The sequence below is a fragment of the Pseudomonas sp. GM55 genome, assembly GCF_000282395.1.
GTDB classification, from domain to species: Bacteria; Pseudomonadota; Gammaproteobacteria; order Pseudomonadales; family Pseudomonadaceae; genus Aquipseudomonas; species Aquipseudomonas fluorescens_CC.
In genome coordinates this window covers 99797-124802 of the sequence record NZ_AKJJ01000072.1, presented here as the reverse complement: position 1 = coordinate 124802, position 25006 = coordinate 99797, and the positions used below count along the sequence as shown (strand labels likewise).

Below are 25006 nucleotides of genomic sequence, written 5' to 3'. Positions count from 1 at the left end.
GCTCCCACAGGTTTCGAGTCGGACACAAATGCTGTGTTCACCTCGATCACTGTGGGAGCGGGCTTGCCCGCGATGGGGCCAGTACAGGCAATGAAAAACTAAAGTCTGATTTCAACTTCTCCCAGATGCCCGCCATAAGGCCCGAAACTCCTTTCGACCATATGCCGCGCCCCATCCGCCTGCACAATCAACGCCGTACTCGCCCGCGTTCCATAACTCTGGCTGGCAATGAACACGCTCGACAGCAACGTCTCGGTGGCCAGCCCCACTCCGGTATCCGGCAGCTCGGCAAACGGCGCGGTCTGCGCATCGCTCAATAATGCCAACAGCGCCTGAGGCTGCGGATCATCCAGCACCTCGCGCAATGCGGCCTTGGCTTTGAGCACCTTCGGCCAGGGCGTATCCAGCCCGGCATTGGATAACCCGTAGACCCCCGGCGCCAGCATCAGCGCGTTCGATTCCCGGGCGTTGAAGTGCCAGAGCTCGTGGGTGTTGCCAATCAGCAGATTAAAACCACCGTATTCCGGCGAATGGTCGACAACGTCGGCTAAATAGTGGTCAATTGGTATTTCACCGGTGAGAAATCGCGCCACCAGCTCTCCACGAGACTTGCGCCCTGGCGGTCGATGGGGATCGCGGATGTTGGTCAGCGCCGCAAAACGTCCGTTGGCACCGACACCGAGCCAGGTGCCACCGGCCTCGAGGTCGCGCCCCGCATGTACGTGCGGCGCTTCAGGCCATGGCGCCAGAGGCAGGCTGGGGCGGGCGTAGAACTCATCGCGATTGGCCGCCACGACCAGCGGCTGGGCATGACCCGGGCGCCAGGCAAAAACAATCAGGCACATAAGGGAGTCCTTGTGTGTTTTTTGCCCACTCTACGCAGACATCGCTCATCGATCCATCGCCTTGCACAGTGGAGCTCGGGGCCATGCATCCGTTACCATGCCGCTCCGGTTTTGGGGATGCGGGCGGGACGACCATGGAATTTCTGCTCTATCTGGCGCTCGGCGCCTGTGCAGGTGTACTCGCCGGGCTGTTTGGCGTGGGTGGCGGGATCATCATCGTCCCGGTGCTGGTGTTCAGCTTCAAGGCCCAAGGGTTCGATCCGTCGATCCTCACGCACCTGGCAGTGGGTACCTCCCTGGCGACGATCATCTTCACCTCGGTCAACGCGGTACGTGAGCATCACCGCCGTCGCGCCGTGCTTTGGCCGATCTTCATGTGGATGACCGTCGGCATTTTACTCGGTGCCGGGTTAGGCGCCCTGACGGCGGAAGCGATTTCCGGCCCCAACCTGCAGAAACTCATTGGTGTATTCGCCCTGGTGATTGCTGCTCAGCTGGCGCTGGACGTCAAACCCAAGGCCAGCCGAACCGTGCCGGGCAAACTCGGTCTGACCCTGGCCGGCAGCGTGATTGGCTGGGCTTCGGCGATTTTCGGTATTGGCGGCGGTTCGTTGACCGTGCCGTTCCTGACCTGGCGCAGTGTGCCGATGCAGCAAGCCGTGGCCACTTCATCGGCCTGCGGTCTGCCAATTGCCCTGGCCAGTGCATTAAGTTTCATGATTCTGGGCTGGCACGATCCGTTGCTCCCGGCCCATAGTCTCGGTTTCATTTATTTGCCGGCGTTGCTGGGCATTGCCCTGACCAGCATGGTGTTCGCCCGATTGGGCGCGCGACTGGCCCACAGGTTGTCGCCGAAGTTGCTGAAAAGGCTGTTTGCCGCTTTGCTGTTCTGCGTTGGCCTGAACTTTCTAGTCTGAAGCATCTGCTCTGATGGGCAGCGCAATCCTGGCTTAATCCTGAGGTGGCAGCGTCGCCCGGGAATTTTTAAGATTTGAACTCTAACGAGGAGTCGCAATGCTGCCTTACCCGCAGATCGACCCGGTGGCCCTGGCCATCGGTCCGCTGAAAATCCACTGGTACGGTCTGATGTACCTGATCGGCATCGGCGGCGCCTGGCTGCTGGCGTCCCGCCGCTTGAACCGCTTCGACCCGACCTGGACCAAGGAGAAACTCTCCGACATGGTGTTCTGGATGTCGATGGGGGTGATCGTCGGCGGGCGACTGGGTTATGTGCTGTTCTACGATCTGCATGCCTACCTCGCCAACCCGACACTGATTTTCGAAGTGTGGAAGGGCGGCATGTCGTTCCACGGTGGTTTCATCGGCGTGATGCTGGCGGCGTTGTGGTTCGGCAGGAAGAACAACAAGTCGTTCTTCCAGTTGATGGATTTCGTGGCGCCGATGGTGCCGATTGGCCTGGGTGCCGGGCGTATCGGCAACTTCATCAATGCCGAGCTGTGGGGCAAGCCGACCGACGTGCCGTGGGCGATGATCTTCCCGCCGTTCAGCGACCCGGCGCAGCTGCCGCGTCACCCCTCGCAGCTGTACCAGTTCGCCCTCGAAGGCGTGGCGCTGTTCCTGATCCTCTGGCTGTTCTCGCGCAAACCGCGGCCGACCATGGCGGTCTCCGGGATGTTCGCGCTGTTCTATGGCATCTTCCGTTTCATCGTCGAGTTCGTCCGCGTACCGGACGCGCAACTGGGCTATCTGGCCTGGAACTGGCTGACCATGGGCCAGGTGCTGTGCGTGCCGATGATCGTCGGTGGTCTGTTGCTGATCTGGCTGGCGTATCACCGCGCCCCGGCATCTCCAGCGGCAGCCGTATAAATTCGAATCCCGCAGCGACAGCTCCGGGTTCAAGGACACAGGTAACTCATGAAGCAATATCTCGAACTGGTCGCCCACGTCATCAAGAACGGCACCAAGCAGGCCAACCGCACCGGTGTGAACACCATCAGTTTCCCCGGCGCGATGCTGCGTTATGACCTGCAGGAAGGTTTCCCGGCGATCACCACACGCAAAATGGCGTTCAAATCGGCCGTCGGCGAAATGTGCGGATTCCTGCGTGGCGTGAACAACGCTGCCGAATTCCGTGCCTTGGGTTGCAAGGTCTGGGACCAGAACGCCAACGAAAACGCCCAGTGGCTGGCCAACCCCTTCCGTCAGGGCGAAGACGACCTCGGCGAAATCTACGGTGTGCAATGGCGCAAATGGCCGGCTTACAAGCAGATCCCGGTCAGCAACCAGGCCGCCATCGAGCAGACCCTGAAGCAAGGTTACCGTCAGATCGCCGAAGGTGAGGAAGACGGCCAGGCCTACGTGGTGCTGTACAAGGCCATCGATCAGGTCCGCCAGTGCGTCGATACCATCATCAAGGACCCGGGTAGCCGTCGCATCCTGTTCCACGGCTGGAACTGCGCCCAGCTTGATGAAATGGCCCTGCCGCCGTGCCACCTGCTGTACCAGTTCCACCCGAATGTCGAGACCAAAGAGATCTCTTTGACCCTCTACATCCGCTCCAACGACCTGGGACTGGGCACGCCGTTCAACCTCACCGAAGGTGCAGCGCTGCTGAGCCTGATCGGTCGTCTGACGGGCTACACGCCGCGCTGGTTCACCTATTTCATCGGTGATGCCCACGTCTACGAAAACCACCTGGACATGCTCAACGAACAGCTCAAGCGCGAGCCGTTCCCGATGCCGAAACTGGTGATTTCCGACCGTGTACCGGAGTTTGCCAAGACGGGTGTGTATCAGCCGGAATGGCTGGAGCTGGTGGAACCGAGCGATTTTTCGCTGGAGGGCTATGAACACCACGCGCCGATGACCGCGCCGATGGCGGTCTGAAATACGACGCTGACCCCTGTAGGAGCGGGCTTGCCCGCGAATAGGCCGGAACATCCAGCATCTATGTTGGCTGGGACGACGCTTTCGCGGGCAAGCCCGCTCCTACAGGTTCTTCGGTGTTCTTAGTGGCCGTGACTGCGGCCTACATGAGAATGCTCCACCTCCGTCGCCACAACCCCGCCGCTCACTTCCAGCCGCTGCAAAATCCCGCATTGATCGACACCCGGCCGCTCGCGGCAGCGTTGGCGCAGGTCGAGCAGTTGTGTCTGCAAGGCCAGCAAGCCGTCGATCCGCGCCTTGACGTGATGGATGTGCTCGTCGATCAGCGCGTTGACGCTTTCGCACTGGTCTTGCGGGCTGTCGCGAAACGCCAGCAGGCTGCGGATTTCTTCGAGCGTCATGTCGAGGGTGCGACAGTTGCGGATGAACGTCAGGCGCTCGGCGTGGCCCTGGGTGTAGACGCGATAATTGCCGTCACTGCGGGCCGGTTCCGGCAGAAGGTTCTCGCGCTCGTAGTAGCGGATCGTTTCCACGGCGCAGTCCGTGAGTTTCGCCAGTTCTCCAATTTTCATGACGCCAATCTCCAAAACTCCAGAAAGGGTGCTTGACCCTATAGTGGCTACAGGGTCTTTACTTGGCAACAGGCACTCTTATGGACGCAACCAATGAGCGATTCCCTGCATTCCCACAAACCCGGGGCTGAGCACGAGCACAGACACAAGCTCAAACCCGTGCCAAAACATGACCATGGCGGTCACGGCGACTCCTGCTGCTCATCTAAAGCGGCAGCGCCTGCGCTGGTAAAACTGAGCGAATCGCCGACGCCCGGGGCCCGATTGAGCAGTTTTCGCATCGAGGCCATGGACTGCCCAACCGAGCAAACGCTGATCCAGAACAAGCTAAGCAAACTGACCGGGGTGCAGCAGCTGGAGTTCAATCTGATTAATCGGGTGCTCGGCGTAACCCACGACTTGCCCGATATCGGGCCAATCGTCGAGGCCATCAAGTCCTTGGGCATGCAGGCCGAGCCGATGGATCAGGGGGCTGAAACCCCGGGGCCTGCGCCCCGGAAAAAGCCGTGGTGGCCCCTGGCGCTGTCCGGTGCTGGTGCATTGCTGGCAGAAGTTATCCACTTCACCGGTTCCGCGCCGAACTGGGTAGTGGCGGTTATTGCACTGGTCTCGATCCTCAGTGGTGGCCTCGGTACCTACAAAAAAGGCTGGATCGCCCTCAAGAACCGCAACCTGAACATCAATGCGCTGATGAGCATTGCCGTGACCGGCGCGGTGCTGATCGGCCAGTGGCCGGAAGCGGCCATGGTGATGTTCCTGTTCACCGTGGCCGAGTTGATCGAAGCCAGATCCCTCGACCGCGCGCGCAATGCCATCGGTGGCCTGATGCAGATGACCCCGGACACGGCAACGGTGTTGCAGGCTGACGGGGCCTGGCTTGAGCAGGATGTCAAAACAATCGGGCTCGGCACGCGGGTACGGGTGCGTCCCGGTGAGCGTATCGGCCTGGACGGCGAAGTGCTGTCCGGTCGCTCGACCATCGATCAGGCACCAATTACCGGTGAAAGCCTGCCGGTGGAGAAAACCGTCGGCGACAAAGTATTCGCCGGCACCATCAACCAGGCCGGTTCCCTGGAGTACGCGGTGACCGCCGCGGCGGATAACTCGACCCTGGCCCGCATCATCCATGCCGTCGAACAGGCTCAGGGCGCGCGGGCGCCGACCCAGCGTTTCGTCGACAGCTTCTCGAAAATCTACACCCCGGTGGTGTTCGTCCTGGCCCTGGCGGTGGCGGTGATCCCACCCATGTTCATGGGTGCGTTGTGGTTCGACTGGATTTATCGGGCGCTGGTGCTGCTGGTGGTCGCGTGCCCGTGTGCACTGGTGATTTCCACGCCGGTGACCATCGTCAGTGGTCTCGCGGCAGCGGCGCGCAAAGGTATTCTGGTCAAGGGCGGCGTCTATCTGGAGGGCGGTTACAAGCTCGACTACCTGGCCCTGGACAAGACCGGCACCATCACCCACGGCAAACCGGTGCAGACCGATTACCTGTCGCTGGATCCGACCGTCGATGAATCGGCGCCCGCCATTGCCGCTGCGCTGGCCGGGCGCTCGGATCACCCTGTTTCCCTGGCCATCGCCACAGCGGCTGTGGGTAAACAAACCGCGCCGCTGGTTGTGGATAACTTCGAAGCCTTGGGCGGGCGCGGCGTGCGTGGCGAGATCAGCGGCCAGCTCTACCATTTGGGCAACCATCGTCTGGTCGAAGATCTGGGCTTGTGTTCGCCGGCGCTGGAAGAAAAGCTGTTTGCCCTTGAAAAACAGGGCAAGTCGGTGGTGCTGCTGCTTGATTCGTCCGGTCCGTTGGCGTTGTTCGCCGTCGCCGATACGGTAAAGGCGACCAGCCGCGAAGCTATCCGGCAACTGCATGACCTGAGCATCAAGACCCTGATGCTCACCGGCGATAACGTCCACACCGCGCAGGCTATCGCTGCACAAGTCGGCATCGACGAGGCCAAGGGCGACCTGTTGCCGGGTGACAAATTGCAGGCTATCGAGGCCCTTTATGCCCAAGGGCATCGGGTCGGCATGGTGGGGGACGGCATCAACGACGCCCCGGCGCTGGCGCGTTCGGAGATCGGTTTCGCCATGGCCGCCGCCGGCACCGATACGGCGATCGAAACCGCCGATGTTGCCCTGATGGACGACGATCTGCGCAAGATTCCGGCATTCATTCGCCTGTCACGGCAGACATCGAGCATTCTCAAGCAGAACATCGCCCTGGCTTTGGTCATCAAGGCGATCTTTCTTGGGGTAACCTTCGCCGGGGTCGCTACCATGTGGATGGCAGTGTTCGCCGATATGGGCGTGAGTTTGCTGGTGGTGTTCAACGGATTGCGCCTGCTGCGCAAGTAAAGGATGAGGGACGGATGTGCTGAGTGCCGAGCTGAAGGCGTTTTACATGGTGGCCCGCCTGGGCAGCATTACCCAGGCTGCAAAAAAGCTTGGCCTGAGCCAGCCGACAGTGACGACGCAGATCCGCAACCTCGAAAGTCAGTACTCGGTCGAGTTGTTCTACCGTGGCGGCCGACGTCTGAGCGTCAGCGAAGAGGGCGCGCGGCTACTGCCGATGGTCAAGGTACTGATGCAGCAGGAAGCCGACATCGAGTTTTTCCTGCGTAACTGTGGCCAGGTCCAGGGCACATTGCGTATCGCCGCCACGGCGCCGTATTACATCCTCGATCTGGTGAAAACCTTCCGCGAGCGACTGCCGCAGGTTGAGGTTTCGGTGGAAATCGGCAACTCCCAGCAAGTGCTCGAAGCGCTGGAGGAGTACCGGGTCGATGTCGCGGCATCGTCGCAGTTGCTCGATGACGCGCGGCTGATTCGCCGGGTGCTCGGCAGCGATCCGCTGGTACTGGCGGTGCATCGCAATCATCCGCTGGCAGTTCACGATCACGTACCGCTCGGCGCCCTGGCCGGGCATACCCTGCTGATGCGCGAACCGGGCTCGACCACCCGTCGCCTGACCGAAGAATTGCTGGCCAGTGCCGGTGTGTGTTTCGGCCCGCTGCTGGAAATCGGCAGCCGCGAATCGATCCGCGAAGCGGTGCTGCGCAACATAGGTATCAGCATCATTGCCCGCCAGGAAGTCCCGCACGATCCGCAGTTGCGGGTGCTGACCATCGAGAATGCGCCGCAAATCCCGGAATACCTGTATTGCCTCAAGGAGCGCAAAAACGCGCGGCTGCCGGCGGCATTTCTGGGGTTGGCGCAGGAAATGGCTCCGGCCTGAGATTTGTGGTGCCTGTTCTGGCCTCATCGCTGGCAAGCCAGCTCCTACAGAAGCGGGCTTGCCCGCGATGGCGTCAGTTCAGGCAAAACAAGACTTAAACCAAAATCCTCGAATACCACTATCGGCAGTTTTTGCCTTACTGCCACATGACGGACTCATTACAACCCTAGGATGGCCCCATCTGCTCGATGAGGTCCGTCCATGAACAACCCGATCACAACTGCCCTGACCAACCCCGGCGCGCCGATGAAGGTGCGCGGCGTACAGAAACGTTTTGGTGCCTTCACGGCGCTGGATAACGTTTCCCTCGACGTGGCGGCCGGTGAGCTGGTTTGTCTGCTGGGCCCGTCGGGCTGCGGCAAAACCACCTTGCTGCGCTGCATCGCCGGTCTGGAAAAGCAGGACAGTGGCGAGTTGTACCTGGGCGACCGCGACGTTTCCCACCTGCCGCCTCAGGCGCGGGACTACGGCATTCTGTTCCAGTCCTATGCGTTGTTCCCCAATCTGACTGTCGAAGCGAACATTGCCTACGGCCTCGCCGGCAATGGCCGCGACCAGATTCGCCAACGTGTCGCTCAGATGCTGGAACTGGTCGGCCTGGGCGGCAGCGAGAAAAAGTATCCCGGTCAATTGTCCGGCGGCCAGCAGCAGCGGGTTGCGCTGGCTCGCGCTCTGGCCCCGGCGCCTTCGCTGTTGCTGCTCGACGAGCCGATGTCGGCCCTCGATGCCCGGGTACGCGAGCATCTGTGTACCGAACTGCGCCAGCTGCAACGCAACCTCGGCATCACCACGCTGATGGTTACCCACAATCAGGATGAAGCCATGCTGATGGCCGACCGCATTGCCGTGATGAACAACGGCAAGGTCGAGCAGTACGCCACGCCGCAGGAAATCTACAACCGCCCGGCCACGCCCTTCGTTGCGGAGTTCGTCGGCCAGGGTAACTGGTTGCCGTTCCAGCGCAGCAGCGACAGCCACGCCCAGGTCGGCGGAATGAGCATGCGTCTGGCCGATGGCGGCGCCAGGACCGCGTCGGGCCGTTTGTTCTGCCGCCCGGAAGCGATCAGCATCAACCCGCTGGTGCACGAGGAAAACCTGTTCCCGGCCAAGGTTCGCGAAATCACCTTCCTCGGCAACCGCTGCCGCATGAGCTTCGAACTCGACCAATTGCCGGGCCATGCACTGTTGGCGGAACTGGCGCCGGAAGCCATGCCGCGTCTTGGCGCTCAGCAGATCATGGTCGCCTTGCCGCCGCGCAGCCTGCAGGTGTTTGCCTGATGAGCGCGAACATCGCGCTGCCGCTGCCGCAAAGGCAGGCTCGGCAGACCTCCCGCGCTGAGATCGGTGACCGGCTGTTCGTGGTCGGCGGTAAGGTCCTTCTGCTGGTGTTACTCAGCGTTGCCGTGTTGATGCCGTTGCTGGCGATTTTCTGGCGTGGTTTCAGTGCCGAAGCCGGGCAGGGCGGTGGTTGGGTCGCGGCGAAAGAGCTGGTGACCAGCGAGAACTTCCACTGGTTGCTCGGTAACAGCCTGAAGGTTTCCCTCAGCGTCGCAGCCATTGTCGTACCGTTGGCCTACCTGTTTGCCTACGCCCTGCAACGCACATTGATTCCGGCCAAAGGCATCTGGCGCGGCATCTCGCTGCTGCCATTGATGGCGCCGTCGATGCTGCCCGGCATTGCGCTGGTTTACCTGTTCGGCAACCAGGGCATGTTGCGTGGTCTGCTTTCGGACAACATCTACGGTTTCTGGGGCATTGTGCTCGGTGAGGTGATCTACACCTTCCCGCACGCCTTGATGATTCTGCTGTCGGCATTGTCCCTGGCGGATGCGCGACTGTTCGATGCCGCTTCAAGCATGGGTGCCAGCCCCGCCAAAGCCTTCCGCAGCATCACCTGGCCGGCGACCCGTCAGGCAGTGTTCGCTGCATTCTGCCTGGTGTTCACCCTGACCATCACCGATTTCGGTGTGCCCGTGGTGGTCGGTGGCGACTATCAGGTGCTGGCGCTGGAGGCCTACAAGGCGGTGGTGGGTCAGCAGCAGTTTGGCCGCGGTGCCTTGATCGGCATGGTGTTGCTGTTGCCGGCGCTGTTCAGCTTCGGGGTCGATGCCTGGTTGCGTCGGCGCCATGGCGACTCCATGAGCGGTCGTGCCCAGGTGTTCAAGCCTGTGCCATCGAAGCTGCGCGACGGATGCTACCTGGCCATCGTGTTGCTGATCAGCGCCGCCTTGCTGCTGGTGTTCGGCATGGCGGTGTTCTCGTCGCTGGTGAAGTTCTGGCCGTACAACCTGTCGCTGTCGCTCAACCACTACCAGTTCAACGAAACCGCCGGCGGTGGCTGGCTGGCCTACGGCAACAGCCTGAAGATGGCTTTGGGCACCGCGCTGATCGGCTCCATGCTGATCTTCACCGGCGCCTACCTGATGGAAAAAACCAAGGGTCAGCGCGGCCTGAACCTGACCTTGCGCATGCTCAGTTTCGTACCGATGGCGGTGCCAGGCCTGGTGCTGGGGTTGGGTTACGTCTTCTTCTTCAACCTCACCGGCAACCCGTTGCACGTGCTCTACGGCAGCATGGCGCTGCTGATCGTCTGCACCATTGCGCACTATCTGACCACCGCGCAAATGACCGCCACCACCGCGCTGCGTCAACTCGATGCCGAGTTCGAAGCCGCCGCGTTGTCGCTCAAGGCCCCGCTGTACCGCCATTACCTGCGCGTCACCGTGCCGATCTGCCTGCCGGCGTTGCTGGACATCGTGCGCTACCTGTTCGTCTCGGCCATGACCACCGTCTCGGCGGCGATCTTCCTCTACAGCCCCGACACCATCCTCGCGGCGGTGGCGGTGTTGAACATGGACGACGCCGGCAACGTCGGCGGCGCGGCAGCGATGTCGACCCTGATTCTGTTCACCTCGGCGGGCGTTTCCCTGCTGCTGGCCTGTACTTCGCGCGGCTTGCTGCGCCGCTCCCAGGCCTGGCGGCAGACCGCGCCCGGTCATTGATTTGCTTCTCCTCAAACCGAAAGCCCTCAACTCAAAACAGGAAAAGATCATGTTCAAGCCCCTGGCCCTGGCCGCTGCTGTCCTCACCGCTTTCAGCCTGAACGCCTTCGCGGCGAAAACCGAGTTGACGGTGTACACCGCCCTCGAAGCCGAACAACTGAAGACCTACAAGGAAGCCTTCGAAAAGGCCAACCCGGACGTCGAGATCAAATGGGTGCGTGATTCCACCGGGATCATCACCGCCAAACTGCTGGCTGAAAAAGCCCGTCCACAGGCTGACGCCGTGTGGGGCCTGGCGGCTTCCAGCCTGGCGATCCTCGATCAGCAGGGCATGCTGCAAAGCTATGCACCGAAAGACCTGGGCAAGATTGGCGCCAACTACCGCGACGCCGCCAACCCGCCAGCCTGGGTTGGCATGGACGTCTGGGCCGCGACCATTTGCTTCAACACCGTCGAAGCCGAGAAGCAGGGCCTGACCAAACCAGTGAGCTGGCAAGACCTGACCAAGCCTGAGTACAAAGGCAAGATCGTCATGCCGAACCCTGCATCGTCCGGCACCGGTTTCCTCGACGTCAGCGCCTGGCTGCAAACCTTCGGCGAGAAGCAGGGCTGGGCGTATATGGACGGTCTGCACCAGAACATCGGCCAGTACGTTCACTCCGGTTCCAAACCTTGCAAACTGGCCGCCGCAGGTGAGTTCCCGATCGGTATTTCCTTCGAGTACCCGGCTGTCCAACTGAAACGTCAGGGCGCACCGCTGGACATCATCCTGCCGAAGGAAGGCCTGGGCTGGGAGATCGAAGCGACTGCCGTGATCAAGGGCACTGCCCACGAGGAAGCCGCGAAAAAACTGGCTGACTTCTCCGCCAGCCCCGAGGCAATGGAACTCTACAAGGAAAACTTCGCGGTGCTCGCCCAGCCTGGCATCGCCAAGCCGCAAACCGAACTGCCCGCCGACTACGAACAGCGCCTGATCAAGAACGACTTCGCCTGGGCCTCGAAGAACCGCGACGAGATCCTCACCGAATGGCGCAAGCGCTATGACGGCAAGTCCGAGAAAGTGGCGGCCAAGTAAGATCTTTATCGGCTGACAGGGCCTCTTCGCTGGCAAGCCAGCTCCTACAGGATCCGCATGCACTTGTAGGAGCCGGCTGCCGGCGAAAGCGGTCTCGAATGCAGGACACCTCTTCATGACACAACACAACGACATGCTGATCGTCGGCGCCGGCATCCTGGGTTTGTCCCACGCGTATGCCGCGGCCAAACGCGGTCTCAAGGTCACAGTTTTCGAGCGTAGCGAAACGCCGGTTGGCGCTTCGGTGCGCAACTTCGGACAGGCACTGGTCACCGGCCAACCGCCGGGACCGATGCTGGAACTGGCCCGCGCCAGTCGCGGGATCTGGGGCGACTGGGCGCAGCTCGCCGGCCTGCAACTCAAGCGCAATGGCTCGTACCTGTTCGCCCGAACCGAAGCGGAAGAGCAACTGCTGGAAGCCTTCTGCGAAGGCCGCGCGGTGGAGCACGGTTACCGTGTCGAGCTGTTGCGCGGTGCCGCCTTGCGTGATTTGTATGGCGGCCAGTTCCGCCATCACCGCGTGGCGTTGCACGGCATGGACGACCAGCAGCTGTATTCCCGGGAAGCGATTCCGGCGCTGATCGACTTCCTGCACCGCGATCTGGGTGTCGAGTTTCACTTCTCCACCCTGGTCCGCGATATCGAACCGGGCCGCTTGTACAGCACCGCCGGCAGCTTCAGTGCCGAGCAGATCATCGTTTGCTCCGGCCACGACTATCAGACCTTGCTGGCCGAGCACATCGCCGAGCTCGACCCGCAAATCTGCCGCCTGCAAATGCTCCGTGCCCGTCCGCAGATCAACCTCAACCTGCAACACGCGTTACTCACCGGTTTGAGTTGCGTGCACTACGGCGCCTTCGCCGACTTGCCGGAGGCCGCGGCGGTGCAGGCAGAGATTCTGCAGCACGCGCCGCACCTGCACGAAAACGGCATCCACCTGCTGATCAGCCCGACGCCCTATGGCGAGTTGATCATTGGCGATTCGCACCATTACGGCCGCGATCCGTCGCCCTTCAATGCTGAGCAGGTCGATGACTGGATGATCGAACTGGCCGAGCAAACCCTGGGCTGTAGGGTGCAGGTGGTGGAACGCTGGCAGGGTGTCTATGGTTCACGGGGGCCGGGGCCGTTCTCGTTCCTGCGTCCGGAAAAAGGCCTGAGCGTGGCGTTGATGCACACCGGTGTCGGCATGAGCGTCGGGCCGGCAATGGCTGAATGCAACGTGGCCACCGTATTGGAGGAAATCTGATGGAGCGCAATGAACAAGTGATTGCCGAGGTGTTCGGTTTGTACGAGCGCTTTGGCGACAGCGACTACATCGGCGAGCCAGTGTCGCAGATCGAACACATGTCCCAGGCGGCGGAGCTGGCCATGGCCGAAGGCTACGACGATGAGGTGGTGCTGGCGGCGTTCTTTCACGACATCGGGCATATCTGCACGGAAAGCGCGGAGAACATGGGCGGCTTCGGCGTGGTCAGCCATGAACGTCTCGGCGCCGACTACCTGCGTCGCGCAGGCTTTGGCGAACGCATGGCGCGGTTGGTCGAATACCACGTGCAGGCCAAGCGCTATCTGACGCTCAAGGAACCGGGGTATTACGAACGCTTGAGTGTAGCCAGCCGCCGGACCCTGGAATATCAGGGCGGGGTGATGACGGCTGAAGAGGCTGAGGCATTTGCGCAGGACCCGCTGTGTGCCGTGAGTTTGCGCATGCGCCAGTGGGATGAGCTGGCAAAAGAGATGCATGTGCCGGTGATTGATCTGGCGGTGCTGAAGGACAAGGCGGTGCGGTTGTTGGCTGCATAGAAATGAGAGATCGAGGTGCGGCCATCGCGGGCAAGCCCGCTCCCACAGGTTCGGAGGTGTACAAAGGACTTGTAAGCTGCGCTGAACACTGTGGGAGCGGCGGTGCGGCGATCCGACTTGCCCGCGATGGCGTCGGATCAGACGCTACAACTCTGCGGCCAGAACCTCTATCTGCTCCTGCCGCTCCGCCTGATTCAGTTTGGAATGAGGATTGAGCGACGACCACTGCGGATGGGCCCGTGCCTTGTTCAACGCCTCAGGCAGTTTGCCTTCGCGCCAGCTCTTGTCCTGAGGCGTGGCCACCTGAATGCTATCCATCGCTGCATGCCCACGGGCGTTCAGCGCTTGCAGCAATTGCCGCTGGCGCAACGCCAACAGGCGCAGCACGTTGTCATCCACCGTCAGTTCGCGCTGGCCCTTGATCTTGCCGAGCAAGCGGCTGCCATAACTGCGTGCGGTTTGCAGGGCGCCGCCGGCGATGGCCCCCGCCAGTGCTGCCGCGCCCAGGGTAATCCCGCCCACCAGCAGGTCGACCCCGGCCCCCGCAGCAGCCCCCGCGGCGATACCGCCACCCACGCGCACACCCAGTTGCTTGAGGGTTTCCGGGTTGAACAGGTCATCGCCCCAGCGACCGTCGAGCAGCGGCAAATCACCGGCCGCGGCATCCTGTGGACGGAAGGCGTAGAGCTTGAGCAGGGCCTCGACGCAACGCTGCTCACGCTGGCGTACGGCTTTGCGCAGCTCGCTGATCGCCTGTTGTTCCTGCTCGGCTTCACTGACCACGCTGCGCCGGCAAGCCGCGCAATCGATCAGCAATTCGGCAATCAATCGCTCGGCGCTTTGCTGGCGAGCCAGACGCTGGGCTTGCTGATCGGCGATCAGGCGTTCGAGTTGCGGCCGGGCCGTTTCCAGCAGCAGGGCGAGACTTTCATACAGTCGACGCTCGCCATCCTCAGGCGGCGCGACACTGTCGAAGCGCACCAGGGCATGCAAGCCCAGCCGCGCCAGCGCTTCACGCCAGGCCGGTTCGCGGTGGTTGGCGCTGCTGACGAAATTCAGCACCGGCAGCAAGGGCTTGCCGCAACCGGCCAGCACTTCCAGCTCGTCGCGATACTTGGCCAGCACTGGCTCCCGGGCGTCGATCACGTAGAGCCCGGCGTCCGACGCCAGCAACTGGCGCAGCACTTTGGCTTCCTGTTCGAAGCGTTGCCGGGCTTCGCTGCCCTCAAGGAAGCGCGCCAGGCGAGCCGGGCCGTCGAGACGTTCGCCGGGACGCTCCAGGCGTTCGAGGTAATCGAGCAAGGCGATGGCGTCTTCCAGACCCGGGGTGTCGTAGAGATCGAGCAGTGGCTCGCCGTCCACCGAAAGGCGGGCGCCTTCGACGTGTCGAGTCGTGCTGGGGCGATGGGACACTTCACCGAAGCCGACGTCGCGGGTCAGGGTTCGCAGTAGCGAGGTCTTGCCGACATTGGTATGGCCGACGACGGCGAGTTTCAGAGGCTGCTTGCGGGTATCAGTCATGACCCGTCTCCAGCCAGTTCATCGGCGCGCAGTCGGCAAATGGCAGCTCAAGCTGCTGCAGCGCCACGTGCCAGTCGCCGAGACGCTCGGCGTCCAGTGCTTCACCGGGCGGTGCCTGCAACAACCACACGCGGGTGGCGCTGGCGCTGCGGGCGAGTTCGGCAATCAAGGCCAGGCTGCCGCGATCCGGCGAGCGCTGTGGATCGCACGCGATGGCCAGGCGTGCCGGGGGAAAGCGGCTCAGTTGTTCGAGGAGTTTGTGCCGCGATTCTCGACTGTCGAGGATGCCGGCGTTGCTCACGTTTTTCGGCAATTGCGGTGGCCACGGGCGTTGGTCGTCCAGTTCGATGGCGACCAACAGCGCGCCGTCGCTCTGCTGCTCGGTGACCCCGTTTTCCACACGATGCAGTTGGGCCGGTGCCGCATCGCTGACGCCGAGGCGCTCGCTGGTGGGCATCAGGCGTTCGCGCAGTTGCGCATACCCGGGAAGGTTCAAATCCAGGCCCAGTGCCGTTTGCCCGGTCTTCCAGCGCCACAGGCAAAACAGCGCGAGCAGCAGGCGCGGCAAAACGCCGTAGACCAGCAGTACCCCCACCAGCCAGGCGGCCCAGGCCTGGCGGGCACTTTCAATGTTCAGTGCGGCATCGCCGCTGGCACGGATCATCTCCTCGGTCGGCACGCTGAAGCCGAGCGGGGCCGGCAGCGCGCCAAGCGCCTGAGTGACGGCGATAAAGGTGTCGGCACCGAGGATCGTGGTTTCCCAGACGAAGCCATAGCGTCGGGTCGCCATCAGCGTCAGCAGAATGACCAGGGCGCTGAGCATCGCCAGCAACCACAGGCTGTTGACCAGCACGCCGACGGCCCAGCGATTGAGTTTCTGGCGTTGCAGCAACAGGAGCAGGGCCGGTGCCAGTTGTGCGGCTTTGGCGTCACGAGCGAGTTTTTCACTCAGCCATAACCACAGTCGCCCGAGACTGGCGCCGTGTTCGCCGGCAAACACCAGCCCCAGAGCCCAGCTCAGCAGTAAAATCAGATTGAGCCCGAGCAGGCTGCCCAGGGCCCAGAACACATTCACCGGGTGCAAGCCGTCGCCCATTGCCGCGAATGCCAGGCCGGCGCCGCTGATCACGGCCAGTGCCGCCATTACGATCAGCGCCAGTCGTGCGCCTTGCAGCCAGTGTTTGAGGGCTGCCGCCAGGCCATCGCGGTCAGCCAGCCACAGGGCCCGGCGTTGAATGCGCGCCGGCAAATCGCCGCCGGCGCTGCGGGCCAGTCGGTTGGCTTCAAGGTCTTCCAGGGGGCCTGCGTGTTCTTCGCGCAGGCGGATGGTTTCCGTCAGCCAGAGGGTATTGAGTTCAGTCACGCGGCATCCCGTCGCTTCATTGAGCTGTGAGCATAACCGCTGTGGCGCTTATCGGCGAAAGCGAGGCTCTGGTATCCTCGCCGGCATGACTAAATCACTCCCCCTCAGCCTGATCGCAGCCCTCGGTGAAAACCGTGTGATCGGCGTCGACAACAGCATGCCCTGGCACCTGCCGGGGGACTTCAAATATTTCAAGGCCACCACCCTCGGCAAGCCGATCATCATGGGTCGCAAGACCTGGGATTCCCTCGGTCGCCCGTTGCCGGGGCGCTTGAACATCGTGGTCAGCCGTCAGGCGGATCTGGTGCTCGAAGGCGCGGAGGTTTATCCGTCGCTGGAAGCCGCTATCGTTCGTGCTGAAGCATGGGCGAAGGAGCAGGGCGTCGATGAGCTGATGCTGATTGGCGGGGCGCAGTTGTATGCGCAAGGCCTGGCGCAGGCCGATCGGTTGTACCTGACCCGCGTGGCGCTGAGCCCGGAAGGGGATGCGTGGTTTCCGGAGTTTGATTTGAACCAGTGGAAACTGGTGTCGGATGTTCCGAACCCGGCGGAAGGCGATAAACCGGCTTACAGTTTCGAAGTCTGGGAAAAGGTTTAAAAGCATCGCTGGCAAGCCAGCTCCTAGGATGTGTGTTGATCGCGGATTTGCGTACGACACAACCCTTGTAGGAGCTGGCTTGCCAGCGATAGCGATCTATCAGGCGCCGATCAAGCCTGCGCCAACGCCGAATGCTCATCCGCATCCAGCAATGCTTTATCAGTCTGCTGCATCACCTGGCTGGTAATCGCTCCCGCCGTCATCGACCCACTGACGTTCAACGCCGTACGCCCCATATCAATCAACGGCTCGACCGAAATCAGCAACGCCACCAGTGACACCGGCAAGCCCATCGCCGGCAACACGATCAACGCGGCAAACGTCGCGCCGCCACCCACTCCGGCCACACCGGCCGAGCTCAGCGTGACAATCGCCACCAGCGTCGCGATCCACAGTGGGTCCAGCGGGTTGATGCCCACGGTCGGCGCCACCATCACCGCCAACATCGCCGGGTACAGGCCGGCACAGCCGTTCTGGCCAATGGTCGCGCCGAACGAAGCGGCGAAACTGGCGATGGACTGCGGGATGCCCAGACGGCTGGTCTGCGCTTCGATGCTCAAAGGAATCGTCGCTGCGCTGGAGCGGCTGGTGAAGGCAAACGTCAGCACCGGCCAGATCTTGCGGAAGAAGCGCAGCGGGTTGATCCCGGCAACCGACACCAGCACGCCATGCACCACGAACATCAGGCCCAGGCCGATGTAGGACACCACCACAAAACTGCCGAGCTTGATGATGTCTTGCAGGTTCGAGCCGGCGACCACCTTGGTCATCAGCGCCAGCACGCCGTACGGGGTCAGCTTCATCACCAGGCGCACCAGGCGCATCACCCAGGCTTGCAGGGTGTCGATGGCGTTGATCACTTTCTGACCTTTCTCGGCATCATCCTTGAGCAGTTGCAGCGCAGCGACACCCAGGAATGCAGCGAAAATCACCACGCTGATGATCGACGTCGGCTTGGCCCGCGCCAGATCGGCGAACGGGTTTTGCGGGATGAACGACAGCAACAGTTGCGGCACATTCAGGTCGGCGACCTTGCCGGCGTAGTCGGTCTGGATGGTTTGCAGGCGCGCCATTTCCTGGGTGCCGGCCACCAGGCCCTCGGCAGTCAGGCCGAACAGGTTGGTCAGGCCGATGCCGATCAGCGCCGCAATGGCCGTGGTGAACAGCAGCGTGCCAATGGTCAGGAAGCTGATCTTGCCCAGCGACGAAGCGTTGTGCAGACGGGCCACGGCGCTGAGGATCGAGGCGAACACCAGCGGGATCACGATCATTTGCAGCAACTGTACGTAACCGTTGCCCACCAGATCGAACCAGCCGATCGAGGCTTTCAGTATCGGGTTGCCGGCACCGTAGACCGTGTGCAACGCCACACCGAACGCCACGCCCAGCACCAGCGCGAGCAGGACTTTTTTCGCCAGGCTCCAGGTGGTGTGGCGGGTTTGCGCCAGGCCGAAGAGCAAAGCGAGGAACACCAGCAGATTGAGGATCAGCGGCAGATTCATGAGAACTCCGAGTGAGACTTGTGCCAGCCACCTTCCGGGGCAGCTGCGAACCGGCAAGCCTAACAGCTTGAAAACTAATGAATTAATATCAAAAACGTATGGTATCCGTCGTTTTTGGAATAAGCGGATGTCGCTGTCAGAAATGCAGCTGACGCGAAAGGGACGCGGACGGTCGCTGACAGACGAGGACTGTCACACTTATTTGTTAGCGTCGATGTCTTTCACATTCAGGGAGAAACGCCGATGAAGTTCGCACCGAAATTACTGGCTGCAGCACTTTGCCTGGGCCTTGCCGGTCAGGTTTTCGCAACGGATCTGAAACACTGGCCAGCCGATCAGGCCAAGGCACTGGACGCGATGATCGCGGCCAACGCCAACAAAGGTAACTACGCGGTGTTCGACATGGACAACACCAGTTACCGCTATGACCTGGAAGAGTCGCTGCTGCCGTTCATGGAAAACAAGGGCCTGATCACCCGCGACAAGCTCGATCCCTCCCTGAAGCTGATGCCGTTCAAGGACACCGCCGACCACAAGGAAAGCCTGTTCAGCTACTACTACCGCCTCTGTGAAGTCGACGACATGGTTTGCTATCCATGGGTCGCCCAGGTCTTCTCCGGCTTTACGCTCAAGGAACTCAAGGGCTATGTCGACGAAATGATGGCGTCCGGCAAGCCTGTGCCGGCCACTTATTACGAAGGCGATGTGGTCAAGAAGCTCGACGTCAACCCGCCGAAAATCTTCACTGGCCAGCAAGAGCTGTACAACAAACTGATGGAGAACGGCATCGAGGTCTATGTGATGACCGCCGCCTCCGAAGAACTGGTGCGCATGGTCGCGGCCGATCCGAAGTACGGCTACAACGTAAAACCGCAGAACGTGATCGGCGTGTCGTTGCTGCTCAAGGACCCGAAGACGGGTGAACTGACCACCGCGCGCAAGCAGATCACCGCCGGCAAATATGACGAGAAGGCCAACCTCGGCCTTGAAGTGACCCCGTACCTGTGGACCCCGGCGACCTGGATGGCCGGCAAGCACGCGGCAATCCTGACCTACATCGACGAGTGGAAAAAACCGGTACTGGTCGGCGGCGACACCCCGAGCAGCGACGGCTACATGCTGTTCCACAGTGTTGACGTTGCCAAAGGCGGCATCCACCTGTGGGTCAATCGCAAAGACAAATACATGACCCAGATCAACGGCATGATGGCCAAGCACGCTGCGGCCCAGGCCAAGGAAGGGCTCACCGTGACTGCCGACAAGAACTGGGTGATCGTGAAGCCTGAAGAAATTCAGTAACACCGCAAACCCTGTAGGAGCTGGCTTGCCAGCGAAGACGGATCTCCAGTCGAGACATTTGTTAGCTGGCCCGCCGCATTCGCTGGCAAGCCAGCTCCTACAGGTGATCGGTGTGGTCAAAGGGTCTGCCCAAAAAAATGCCCCGCACATGGCGGGGCATTTTTTTGAGTATTCACACAGGTAGCGAGGGAATACTCATGTGGCGAGGGGGCTTGCCCCCCCTCGCCACAAACTTACAGCCCGTCAAGCATCGCCTTGTTACGCACAGCACCCTTGTCGGCACTGGTCGCCAGCAGGGCGTAGGCTTTCAACGCAGTGGTCACTTTACGTGGACGCACTTCCACCGGTTTCCAGCCTTTCTTGTCCTGCTCGACCCGGCGTGCCGCCAGTTCTTCATCGCTGACCAACAGGTTGATCGAGCGGTTCGGAATGTTGATCAGCACTTTGTCGCCGTCCTGCACCAGGCCGATCGCGCCGCCGGCAGCCGCTTCAGGCGAAGCGTGGCCGATGGACAGGCCCGAGGTACCGCCGGAGAAACGGCCGTCGGTGAGCAGGGCGCAAGCTTTGCCCAGGCCCTTGGATTTCAGGTACGAAGTCGGGTAGAGCATTTCCTGCATGCCCGGGCCGCCCTTCGGGCCTTCGTAGCGAATGATGACGATGTCGCCTTCCTTCACTTCGTCCGCGAGGATGCCGCGTACGGCGCTGTCCTGGCTTTCGAAGATCTTCGCGTTGCCTTCGAACACGTGGATCGACTCGTCGACGCCAGCGGTTTTCACCACGCAGCCGTCCAGGGCAATGTTGCCGTAGAGAACGGCCAGGCCGCCTTCTTTCGAGTAGGCGTGCTCGACACTGCGGATGCAGCCGTTTTCACGGTCGTCGTCCAGGGTTTCCCAACGGGTCGACTGGCTGAACGCGGTTTGCGTCGGAATGCCCGCAGGACCGGCCTTGAAGAAGTGATGCACGGCTTCGTCGTCGGTCTGGGTGATGTCCCACTTGGCAATGGCTTCTTCCATGCTGCGGCTGTGCACGGTCGGCAGCTGGGTGTGCAGCAAACCACCACGGGCCAGCGAGCCGAGGATGCTGAAGATGCCGCCAGCACGGTGCACGTCTTCCATGTGGTACTTCTGGATGTTCGGCGCAACCTTGCACAGTTGCGGCACGTGACGGGACAGACGGTCGATGTCGCGCAGGTCGAAATCGATCTCGGCTTCCTGGGCGGCGGCCAGCAAGTGCAGGATGGTGTTGGTGGAACCGCCCATGGCGATGTCCAGGGTCATGGCATTTTCGAACGCCTGGAAGTTGGCGATGTTGCGCGGCAATACCGACTCGTCGTTCTCGCCGTAGTAACGCTTGCACAGCTCGACGATGGTGCGGCCGGCCTGCAGGAACAGCTGCTCGCGGTCGCTGTGGGTGGCCAGGGTCGAACCGTTGCCCGGCAAGGCCAGGCCCAGGGCTTCAACCAGGCAGTTCATCGAGTTGGCGGTGAACATGCCGGAGCACGATCCGCAAGTCGGGCAAGCGCTGCGCTCGTACTCAGCGACTTTCTCGTCAGAAGCGCTGGAGTCGGCGGCGATCACCATGGCGTCGACCAGGTCGAGACCGTGGCTGGCCAGTTTGGTCTTGCCGGCTTCCATCGGGCCGCCGGAGACGAAGATCACCGGGATGTTCAGGCGCAGGGACGCCATCAGCATGCCGGGGGTGATCTTGTCGCAGTTGGAAATGCAGACGATGGCGTCGGCGCAGTGGGCGTTGACCATGTACTCGACGGAGTCGGCGATGATCTCGCGGCTCGGCAGCGAATACAGCATGCCGTCGTGACCCATGGCGATGCCGTCATCGACAGCGATGGTGTTGAATTCTTTTGCCACACCGCCAGCGCGTTCGATCTCGCGGGCGACCAGTTGGCCCAGGTCCTTGAGGTGCACGTGGCCCGGTACGAACTGGGTGAACGAGTTGGCAATGGCGATGATCGGCTTCTTGAAGTCGTCATCTTTCATCCCCGTGGCGCGCCACAGTGCGCGGGCACCGGCCATGTTGCGGCCGTGGGTGGATGTTTTCGAGCGGTAATCAGGCATGAAGCACTCCGGGCGGCTAATCAGGTATCAAAAGGGAAGTGAGCTTCTATTGACGTCTGGAACACTCAGAAATGGCCGCGTGTCCGGAAGTTGCCGATAACTTTGCGGGATCGCCGCGCGCTTCAGCTTGAGCTCATAAACCCGCCGGGGATGACTGGCGATGAATGTTCGCGATTCTACACGGCTGGCGGCTGGAGGGAATGGCTGCAAGCATTCACAAGACGTTCGGCGACCGCCCCTGTAGGAGCGAGCTCGCTCGCGATGAACCAGAGAACGCCGCGGGGTGTCAGGCTTCCCGCGTTATCGTTGACGACCATCGCGAGCGAGCTCGCTCCTACAGTATTAAAGCCAAATGGCGTCCCACAGCGGGTAGTCTCCAACCCGAGTCACAAGTCCGGCCCGCAAGGGGTTGGCGATGATGTACCGGGCTGCTGCTTTCAGATCTTCCTCGCGGCGCAGGGCCCGGTCGAAGTAACCCTTTTGCCATAGCGCTTCGTGGCGACCTCTTTGCTGGTTGATAGCGCGAGCACTTCTGGATTTGGCTGCCTGCATCAGTTTCGGCAAATCACCGTTGTGCAATTCAACCAGCCAATGAAAGTGATCCGGCATGAGCACCCAGGCTATCGAGGTGGCATTGCCGGCTTCATGAGCTCTTCTGAATTCGTTCACTACCAAACGTCCAACGTACAAATCATGAAAGATCGGTTGCCGTTCATGAGTGACTGCGGTCAGGAGATAGATGCGACCGGATTCCGAGCGGCGACCAGTACGTAAACGATTAGCTTGCGGCGTGCTGGACATTCCGTTGTCCTCTTCTGTGGTTAGAAGAGAAACGGTAGGCGCGGGATGGGAGGTTGCCGCTTCGAGTGTGGGTCAGGATGTGTCGTGCAACTGTAGGAGCGAGCTCGCTCGCGATGAATCCAAAGACGCCGCTGGGTGTCAGGCTTCCAGCGTTATCGTTGACGATCTTCGCGAGCAAGCTCGCTCCTACAGTGGTCTGGGTTGTTAGCTATTCGGCAACAACCGGCAGGTAATGCTCTTGATATAGCGGGTTTCAGGGATGGCCGGGTGCACCGGATGATCCGGACCCTGGCCGCCGCGTTCCAGCATCTGGATATTGCGGTCCAGGTGACGGGCGCTGGTCAGCAGGATGTTTTGCAGGTCGTCTTCCGGCAGGTGCATCGAGCAGGATGCGCTGACCAGGATGCCGTCCTTGGTCAGCAGGCGCATGGCTTGTTCGTTCAGGCGGCGATAGGCACCTTCGCCGTTCTTCATGTCTTTCTTGCGTTTGATGAACGCCGGCGGGTCGGCCACGATCACGTCGAAGCGTTCTTCGCTGGCTTTCAGCTCTTTGAGGGCTTCGAACACGTCGCCTTCAATGCAGGTCATTTTTTCGGCGAAGCCGTTCAGTGCGGCGTTGCGCTCGACGCCGTCGAGGGCGAAGGCCGAGGCGTCGACGCAGAACACTTCACTGGCGCCGAACGCGGCAGCCTGCACGCCCCAGCCGCCGATGTAGCTGTACAGATCCAGTACGCGCTTGCCTTTGGCGTAAGGGGCCAGGCGTGCGCGGTTCATGCGGTGGTCGTAGAACCAGCCGGTCTTTTGACCCTGAATGACCGGGGCTTCGAACTTCACGCCGTTCTCTTCGAGAGCAACCCACTCCGGCACCAGGCCGAATACGGTTTCGACGTAGCGGTTGAGGCCTTCGGCGTCACGGGCAGCGGAGTCGTTCTTGAACAGGATGCCGCTTGGCTTGAGCACTTGGGTCAACGCCGCGATCACGTCGTCTTTATGGGCTTCCATGGTCGCCGAAGCGATCTGCACCACCAGGATGTCGCCGAAACGGTCAACCACCAGGCCTGGCAGCAGGTCGGAGTCGCCGTAGACCAGGCGATAGAACGGCTTGTCGAACAGCCGCTCGCGCAGGGACAGGGCTACGTTCAGGCGATGCACCAGCAGCGATTTGTCCAGCGGCAGCTTGATGTCGCGCGACAGTACGCGCGCGCAGATCAGGTTGTTTGGGCTCATGGCAACGATGCCCAGCGGCTTGCCGCCGGCGGCTTCGAGGATCGCCTGGTCGCCGGCCTTGAAACCGTGCAAAGGCGTAGCGGCTACATCGATTTCGTTGCTGTAGACCCACAAGTGGCCGTTGCGCAGACGGCGGTCGGCGTTGGCTTTGAGGCGCAGGCTAGGCAGGGACATGACGTCGCTCCGGAAAAAAGAGCGGGAGTATAGCGTGTTGCGCAAGGCCTCGGCAGGGTGGATGGACATGCGGTGGGCAGGGCCCGCCAGGATGAAACTTCAGACGATGGGCGGTACAAGGTTTCGGATCCAACTGTTAGAAGCTAGAATCTGCGCCTGACCCAGAGTGTGTACTTATGTCCCAAGAGCTGACTTCCGAACAGATCCAACAAGCCCTGCAGGGCATCAGCGTACCGGCCCAGCCGCAAATCATGGTGGATTTGCAGATGGAGCAGTACATGCCCGACCCGGATCTGGAAGTCATCGCCAAACTGATCTCCCAGGACCCGGGCCTTTCCGGTTCCCTGCTGAAAATCGTCAATTCGCCGTATTACGGGCTGAGCAACAAGATCGCCTCGATCCAGCGCGCGGTGAATCTGCTGGGCAGCCGCTCGGTCATCAACCTGATCAACGCGCAGTCGATCAAGGGCGAGATGAATGACGACACCATTGTCACCCTCAACCGTTTTTGGGACACCGCCCAGGACGTGGCAATGACCTGCCTGACCCTGGCCAAGCGCATCGGCGTTGAAAATGGCGATGAAGCTTACGCGCTGGGTTTGTTCCACGATTGCGGCGTACCCTTGATGCTCCAGCGTTTCCCCGAGTATATGGGCGTTCTGGAACAGGCCTATGCCAACGCCAGTGCCGAATGCCGGGTGGTGGACACGGAGAATCAGGTGTTCAATACCAATCATTCGGTGGTCGGGTATTTCACCGCCAAGTCCTGGCGCCTGCCGGAGCACGTGAGTGCTGCGATCGCCAATCACCACAATGCCCTGGCGATCTTCAGCGATGAATCTTCGCGCAACAGTTCGTTGAAGAACCTGCTGTCGATCCTGAAGATGGCCGAACACATTTGCGCGTCGCACCGGGTGCTGGGCAATCAGAGCGAAGATCACGAGTGGAACAGCATCGCGCCGCTGGTGCTCGATTATGTCGGCCTCTCGGACTACGACTTCGAGACCCTCAAGCAGACGATCCGCGACCTCGGCACTCATCGCTGAGTGTCGGAACTTTCCAGG

Annotated in this window: 21 protein-coding genes; 13 read left to right on the top strand and 8 right to left on the bottom strand. The window is 61.4% G+C overall.

Features of this window, described 5'->3' with window-relative positions:
- Positions 1-98: 98 nt before the first annotated feature.
- Positions 99-845, bottom strand: coding sequence for an NRDE family protein (locus PMI31_RS19555; protein WP_008020020.1), 747 nt, complete (start codon positions 843-845; stop codon positions 99-101).
- Positions 846-979: 134 nt separating this feature from the next.
- Between PMI31_RS19555 and PMI31_RS19550 the strand changes: the two genes are divergently transcribed.
- The 3 genes from PMI31_RS19550 to PMI31_RS19540 all read left to right on the top strand — a co-directional run bounded on the left by PMI31_RS19550 (position 980) and on the right by PMI31_RS19540 (position 3692).
- Entirely contained in the window at positions 980-1762 is a 783-nt protein-coding gene (locus tag PMI31_RS19550) for a sulfite exporter TauE/SafE family protein (protein WP_043302498.1), read from the top strand.
- 97 nt (positions 1763-1859) lie between these two features.
- On the top strand, positions 1860-2672 hold the full coding sequence (lgt, locus tag PMI31_RS19545; protein WP_008020018.1) for a prolipoprotein diacylglyceryl transferase: 813 nt from the start codon (positions 1860-1862) through the stop codon (positions 2670-2672).
- Between the two features lie 48 nt (positions 2673-2720).
- The gene (locus PMI31_RS19540; RefSeq protein ID WP_008020016.1) at positions 2721-3692 is read left to right on the top strand and encodes a thymidylate synthase; all 972 of its coding nucleotides are present in this window, start codon (positions 2721-2723) and stop codon (positions 3690-3692) included.
- Positions 3693-3814: 122 nt separating this feature from the next.
- Here the strand turns inward: PMI31_RS19540 and cadR are convergent, their stop codons facing one another.
- Positions 3815-4264, bottom strand: coding sequence for a Cd(II)/Pb(II)-responsive transcriptional regulator (gene cadR / locus PMI31_RS19535; protein ID WP_008020015.1), 450 nt, complete (start codon positions 4262-4264; stop codon positions 3815-3817).
- Positions 4265-4357: 93 nt separating this feature from the next.
- On the opposite strand from cadR, the gene PMI31_RS19530 reads away from it, so the two are divergent.
- From PMI31_RS19530 to PMI31_RS19500, 7 genes are all read left to right on the top strand, one after another.
- The gene (locus PMI31_RS19530) at positions 4358-6619 is read left to right on the top strand and encodes a heavy metal translocating P-type ATPase (RefSeq protein ID WP_008020014.1); all 2262 of its coding nucleotides are present in this window, start codon (positions 4358-4360) and stop codon (positions 6617-6619) included.
- A gap of 16 nt (positions 6620-6635) precedes the next feature.
- Positions 6636-7499, top strand: coding sequence for a LysR family transcriptional regulator (locus tag PMI31_RS19525; protein WP_008020013.1), 864 nt, complete (start codon positions 6636-6638; stop codon positions 7497-7499).
- Positions 7500-7700: 201 nt separating this feature from the next.
- Positions 7701-8777, top strand: a complete 1077-nt coding sequence (locus tag PMI31_RS19520; protein WP_008020012.1) for a putative 2-aminoethylphosphonate ABC transporter ATP-binding protein — start codon at positions 7701-7703, stop codon at positions 8775-8777.
- The gene (locus tag PMI31_RS19515; protein ID WP_008020010.1) at positions 8777-10501 is read left to right on the top strand and encodes a putative 2-aminoethylphosphonate ABC transporter permease subunit; all 1725 of its coding nucleotides are present in this window, start codon (positions 8777-8779) and stop codon (positions 10499-10501) included. Before PMI31_RS19520 ends, PMI31_RS19515 begins: the two co-directional genes overlap by 1 nt.
- A gap of 49 nt (positions 10502-10550) precedes the next feature.
- On the top strand, positions 10551-11576 hold the full coding sequence (locus tag PMI31_RS19510; protein WP_008020008.1) for a putative 2-aminoethylphosphonate ABC transporter substrate-binding protein: 1026 nt from the start codon (positions 10551-10553) through the stop codon (positions 11574-11576).
- 115 nt (positions 11577-11691) lie between these two features.
- Positions 11692-12825 carry a TIGR03364 family FAD-dependent oxidoreductase gene (locus PMI31_RS19505; protein ID WP_008020007.1) on the top strand — a complete coding sequence of 378 codons (1134 nt, stop codon included), beginning with the start codon at positions 11692-11694 and terminating at the stop codon, positions 12823-12825.
- The gene (locus PMI31_RS19500) at positions 12825-13382 is read left to right on the top strand and encodes a phosphonate degradation HD-domain oxygenase (RefSeq protein WP_008020006.1); all 558 of its coding nucleotides are present in this window, start codon (positions 12825-12827) and stop codon (positions 13380-13382) included. Before PMI31_RS19505 ends, PMI31_RS19500 begins: the two co-directional genes overlap by 1 nt.
- A 144-nt stretch (positions 13383-13526) precedes the next feature.
- Here PMI31_RS19500 and PMI31_RS19495 read toward each other — a convergent pair whose 3' ends face one another.
- Together PMI31_RS19495 and PMI31_RS19490 are read right to left on the bottom strand one after the other, a co-directional pair.
- Entirely contained in the window at positions 13527-14903 is a 1377-nt protein-coding gene (locus PMI31_RS19495) for a GTPase/DUF3482 domain-containing protein (protein WP_008020005.1), read from the bottom strand.
- Positions 14896-16266, bottom strand: a complete 1371-nt coding sequence (locus PMI31_RS19490; RefSeq protein WP_008020004.1) for a DUF2868 domain-containing protein — start codon at positions 16264-16266, stop codon at positions 14896-14898. The genes PMI31_RS19495 and PMI31_RS19490 overlap by 8 nt, the downstream gene beginning before the upstream one ends.
- A gap of 85 nt (positions 16267-16351) precedes the next feature.
- Between PMI31_RS19490 and PMI31_RS19485 the strand changes: the two genes are divergently transcribed.
- Positions 16352-16864 carry a dihydrofolate reductase gene (locus PMI31_RS19485; protein ID WP_008020002.1) on the top strand — a complete coding sequence of 171 codons (513 nt, stop codon included), beginning with the start codon at positions 16352-16354 and terminating at the stop codon, positions 16862-16864.
- Between the two features lie 110 nt (positions 16865-16974).
- On the opposite strand, the gene PMI31_RS19480 is transcribed toward PMI31_RS19485, so the two are convergent.
- The gene (locus tag PMI31_RS19480) at positions 16975-18366 is read right to left on the bottom strand and encodes an L-cystine transporter (protein ID WP_008020001.1); all 1392 of its coding nucleotides are present in this window, start codon (positions 18364-18366) and stop codon (positions 16975-16977) included.
- A gap of 243 nt (positions 18367-18609) precedes the next feature.
- On the opposite strand from PMI31_RS19480, the gene PMI31_RS19475 reads away from it, so the two are divergent.
- Positions 18610-19665 carry a hypothetical protein gene (locus PMI31_RS19475; protein WP_008020000.1) on the top strand — a complete coding sequence of 352 codons (1056 nt, stop codon included), beginning with the start codon at positions 18610-18612 and terminating at the stop codon, positions 19663-19665.
- A gap of 233 nt (positions 19666-19898) precedes the next feature.
- Here PMI31_RS19475 and ilvD read toward each other — a convergent pair whose 3' ends face one another.
- The 3 genes from ilvD to PMI31_RS19460 form a co-directional block, all read right to left on the bottom strand.
- Positions 19899-21740, bottom strand: coding sequence for a dihydroxy-acid dehydratase (gene ilvD / locus PMI31_RS19470; RefSeq protein ID WP_008019999.1), 1842 nt, complete (start codon positions 21738-21740; stop codon positions 19899-19901).
- A gap of 342 nt (positions 21741-22082) precedes the next feature.
- Positions 22083-22541 (bottom strand): REP-associated tyrosine transposase, encoded by a 459-nt coding sequence (locus PMI31_RS19465; RefSeq protein WP_008019998.1) that lies wholly within the window; start codon positions 22539-22541, stop codon positions 22083-22085.
- Positions 22542-22745: 204 nt separating this feature from the next.
- Positions 22746-23942, bottom strand: coding sequence for a class I SAM-dependent rRNA methyltransferase (locus tag PMI31_RS19460; protein WP_008019997.1), 1197 nt, complete (start codon positions 23940-23942; stop codon positions 22746-22748).
- Positions 23943-24118: 176 nt separating this feature from the next.
- Here PMI31_RS19460 and PMI31_RS19455 point away from each other — a divergent pair, with 176 nt between their 5' ends.
- Positions 24119-24988, top strand: coding sequence for an HDOD domain-containing protein (locus PMI31_RS19455; protein WP_008019996.1), 870 nt, complete (start codon positions 24119-24121; stop codon positions 24986-24988).
- Positions 24989-25006: the final 18 nt, after the last annotated feature.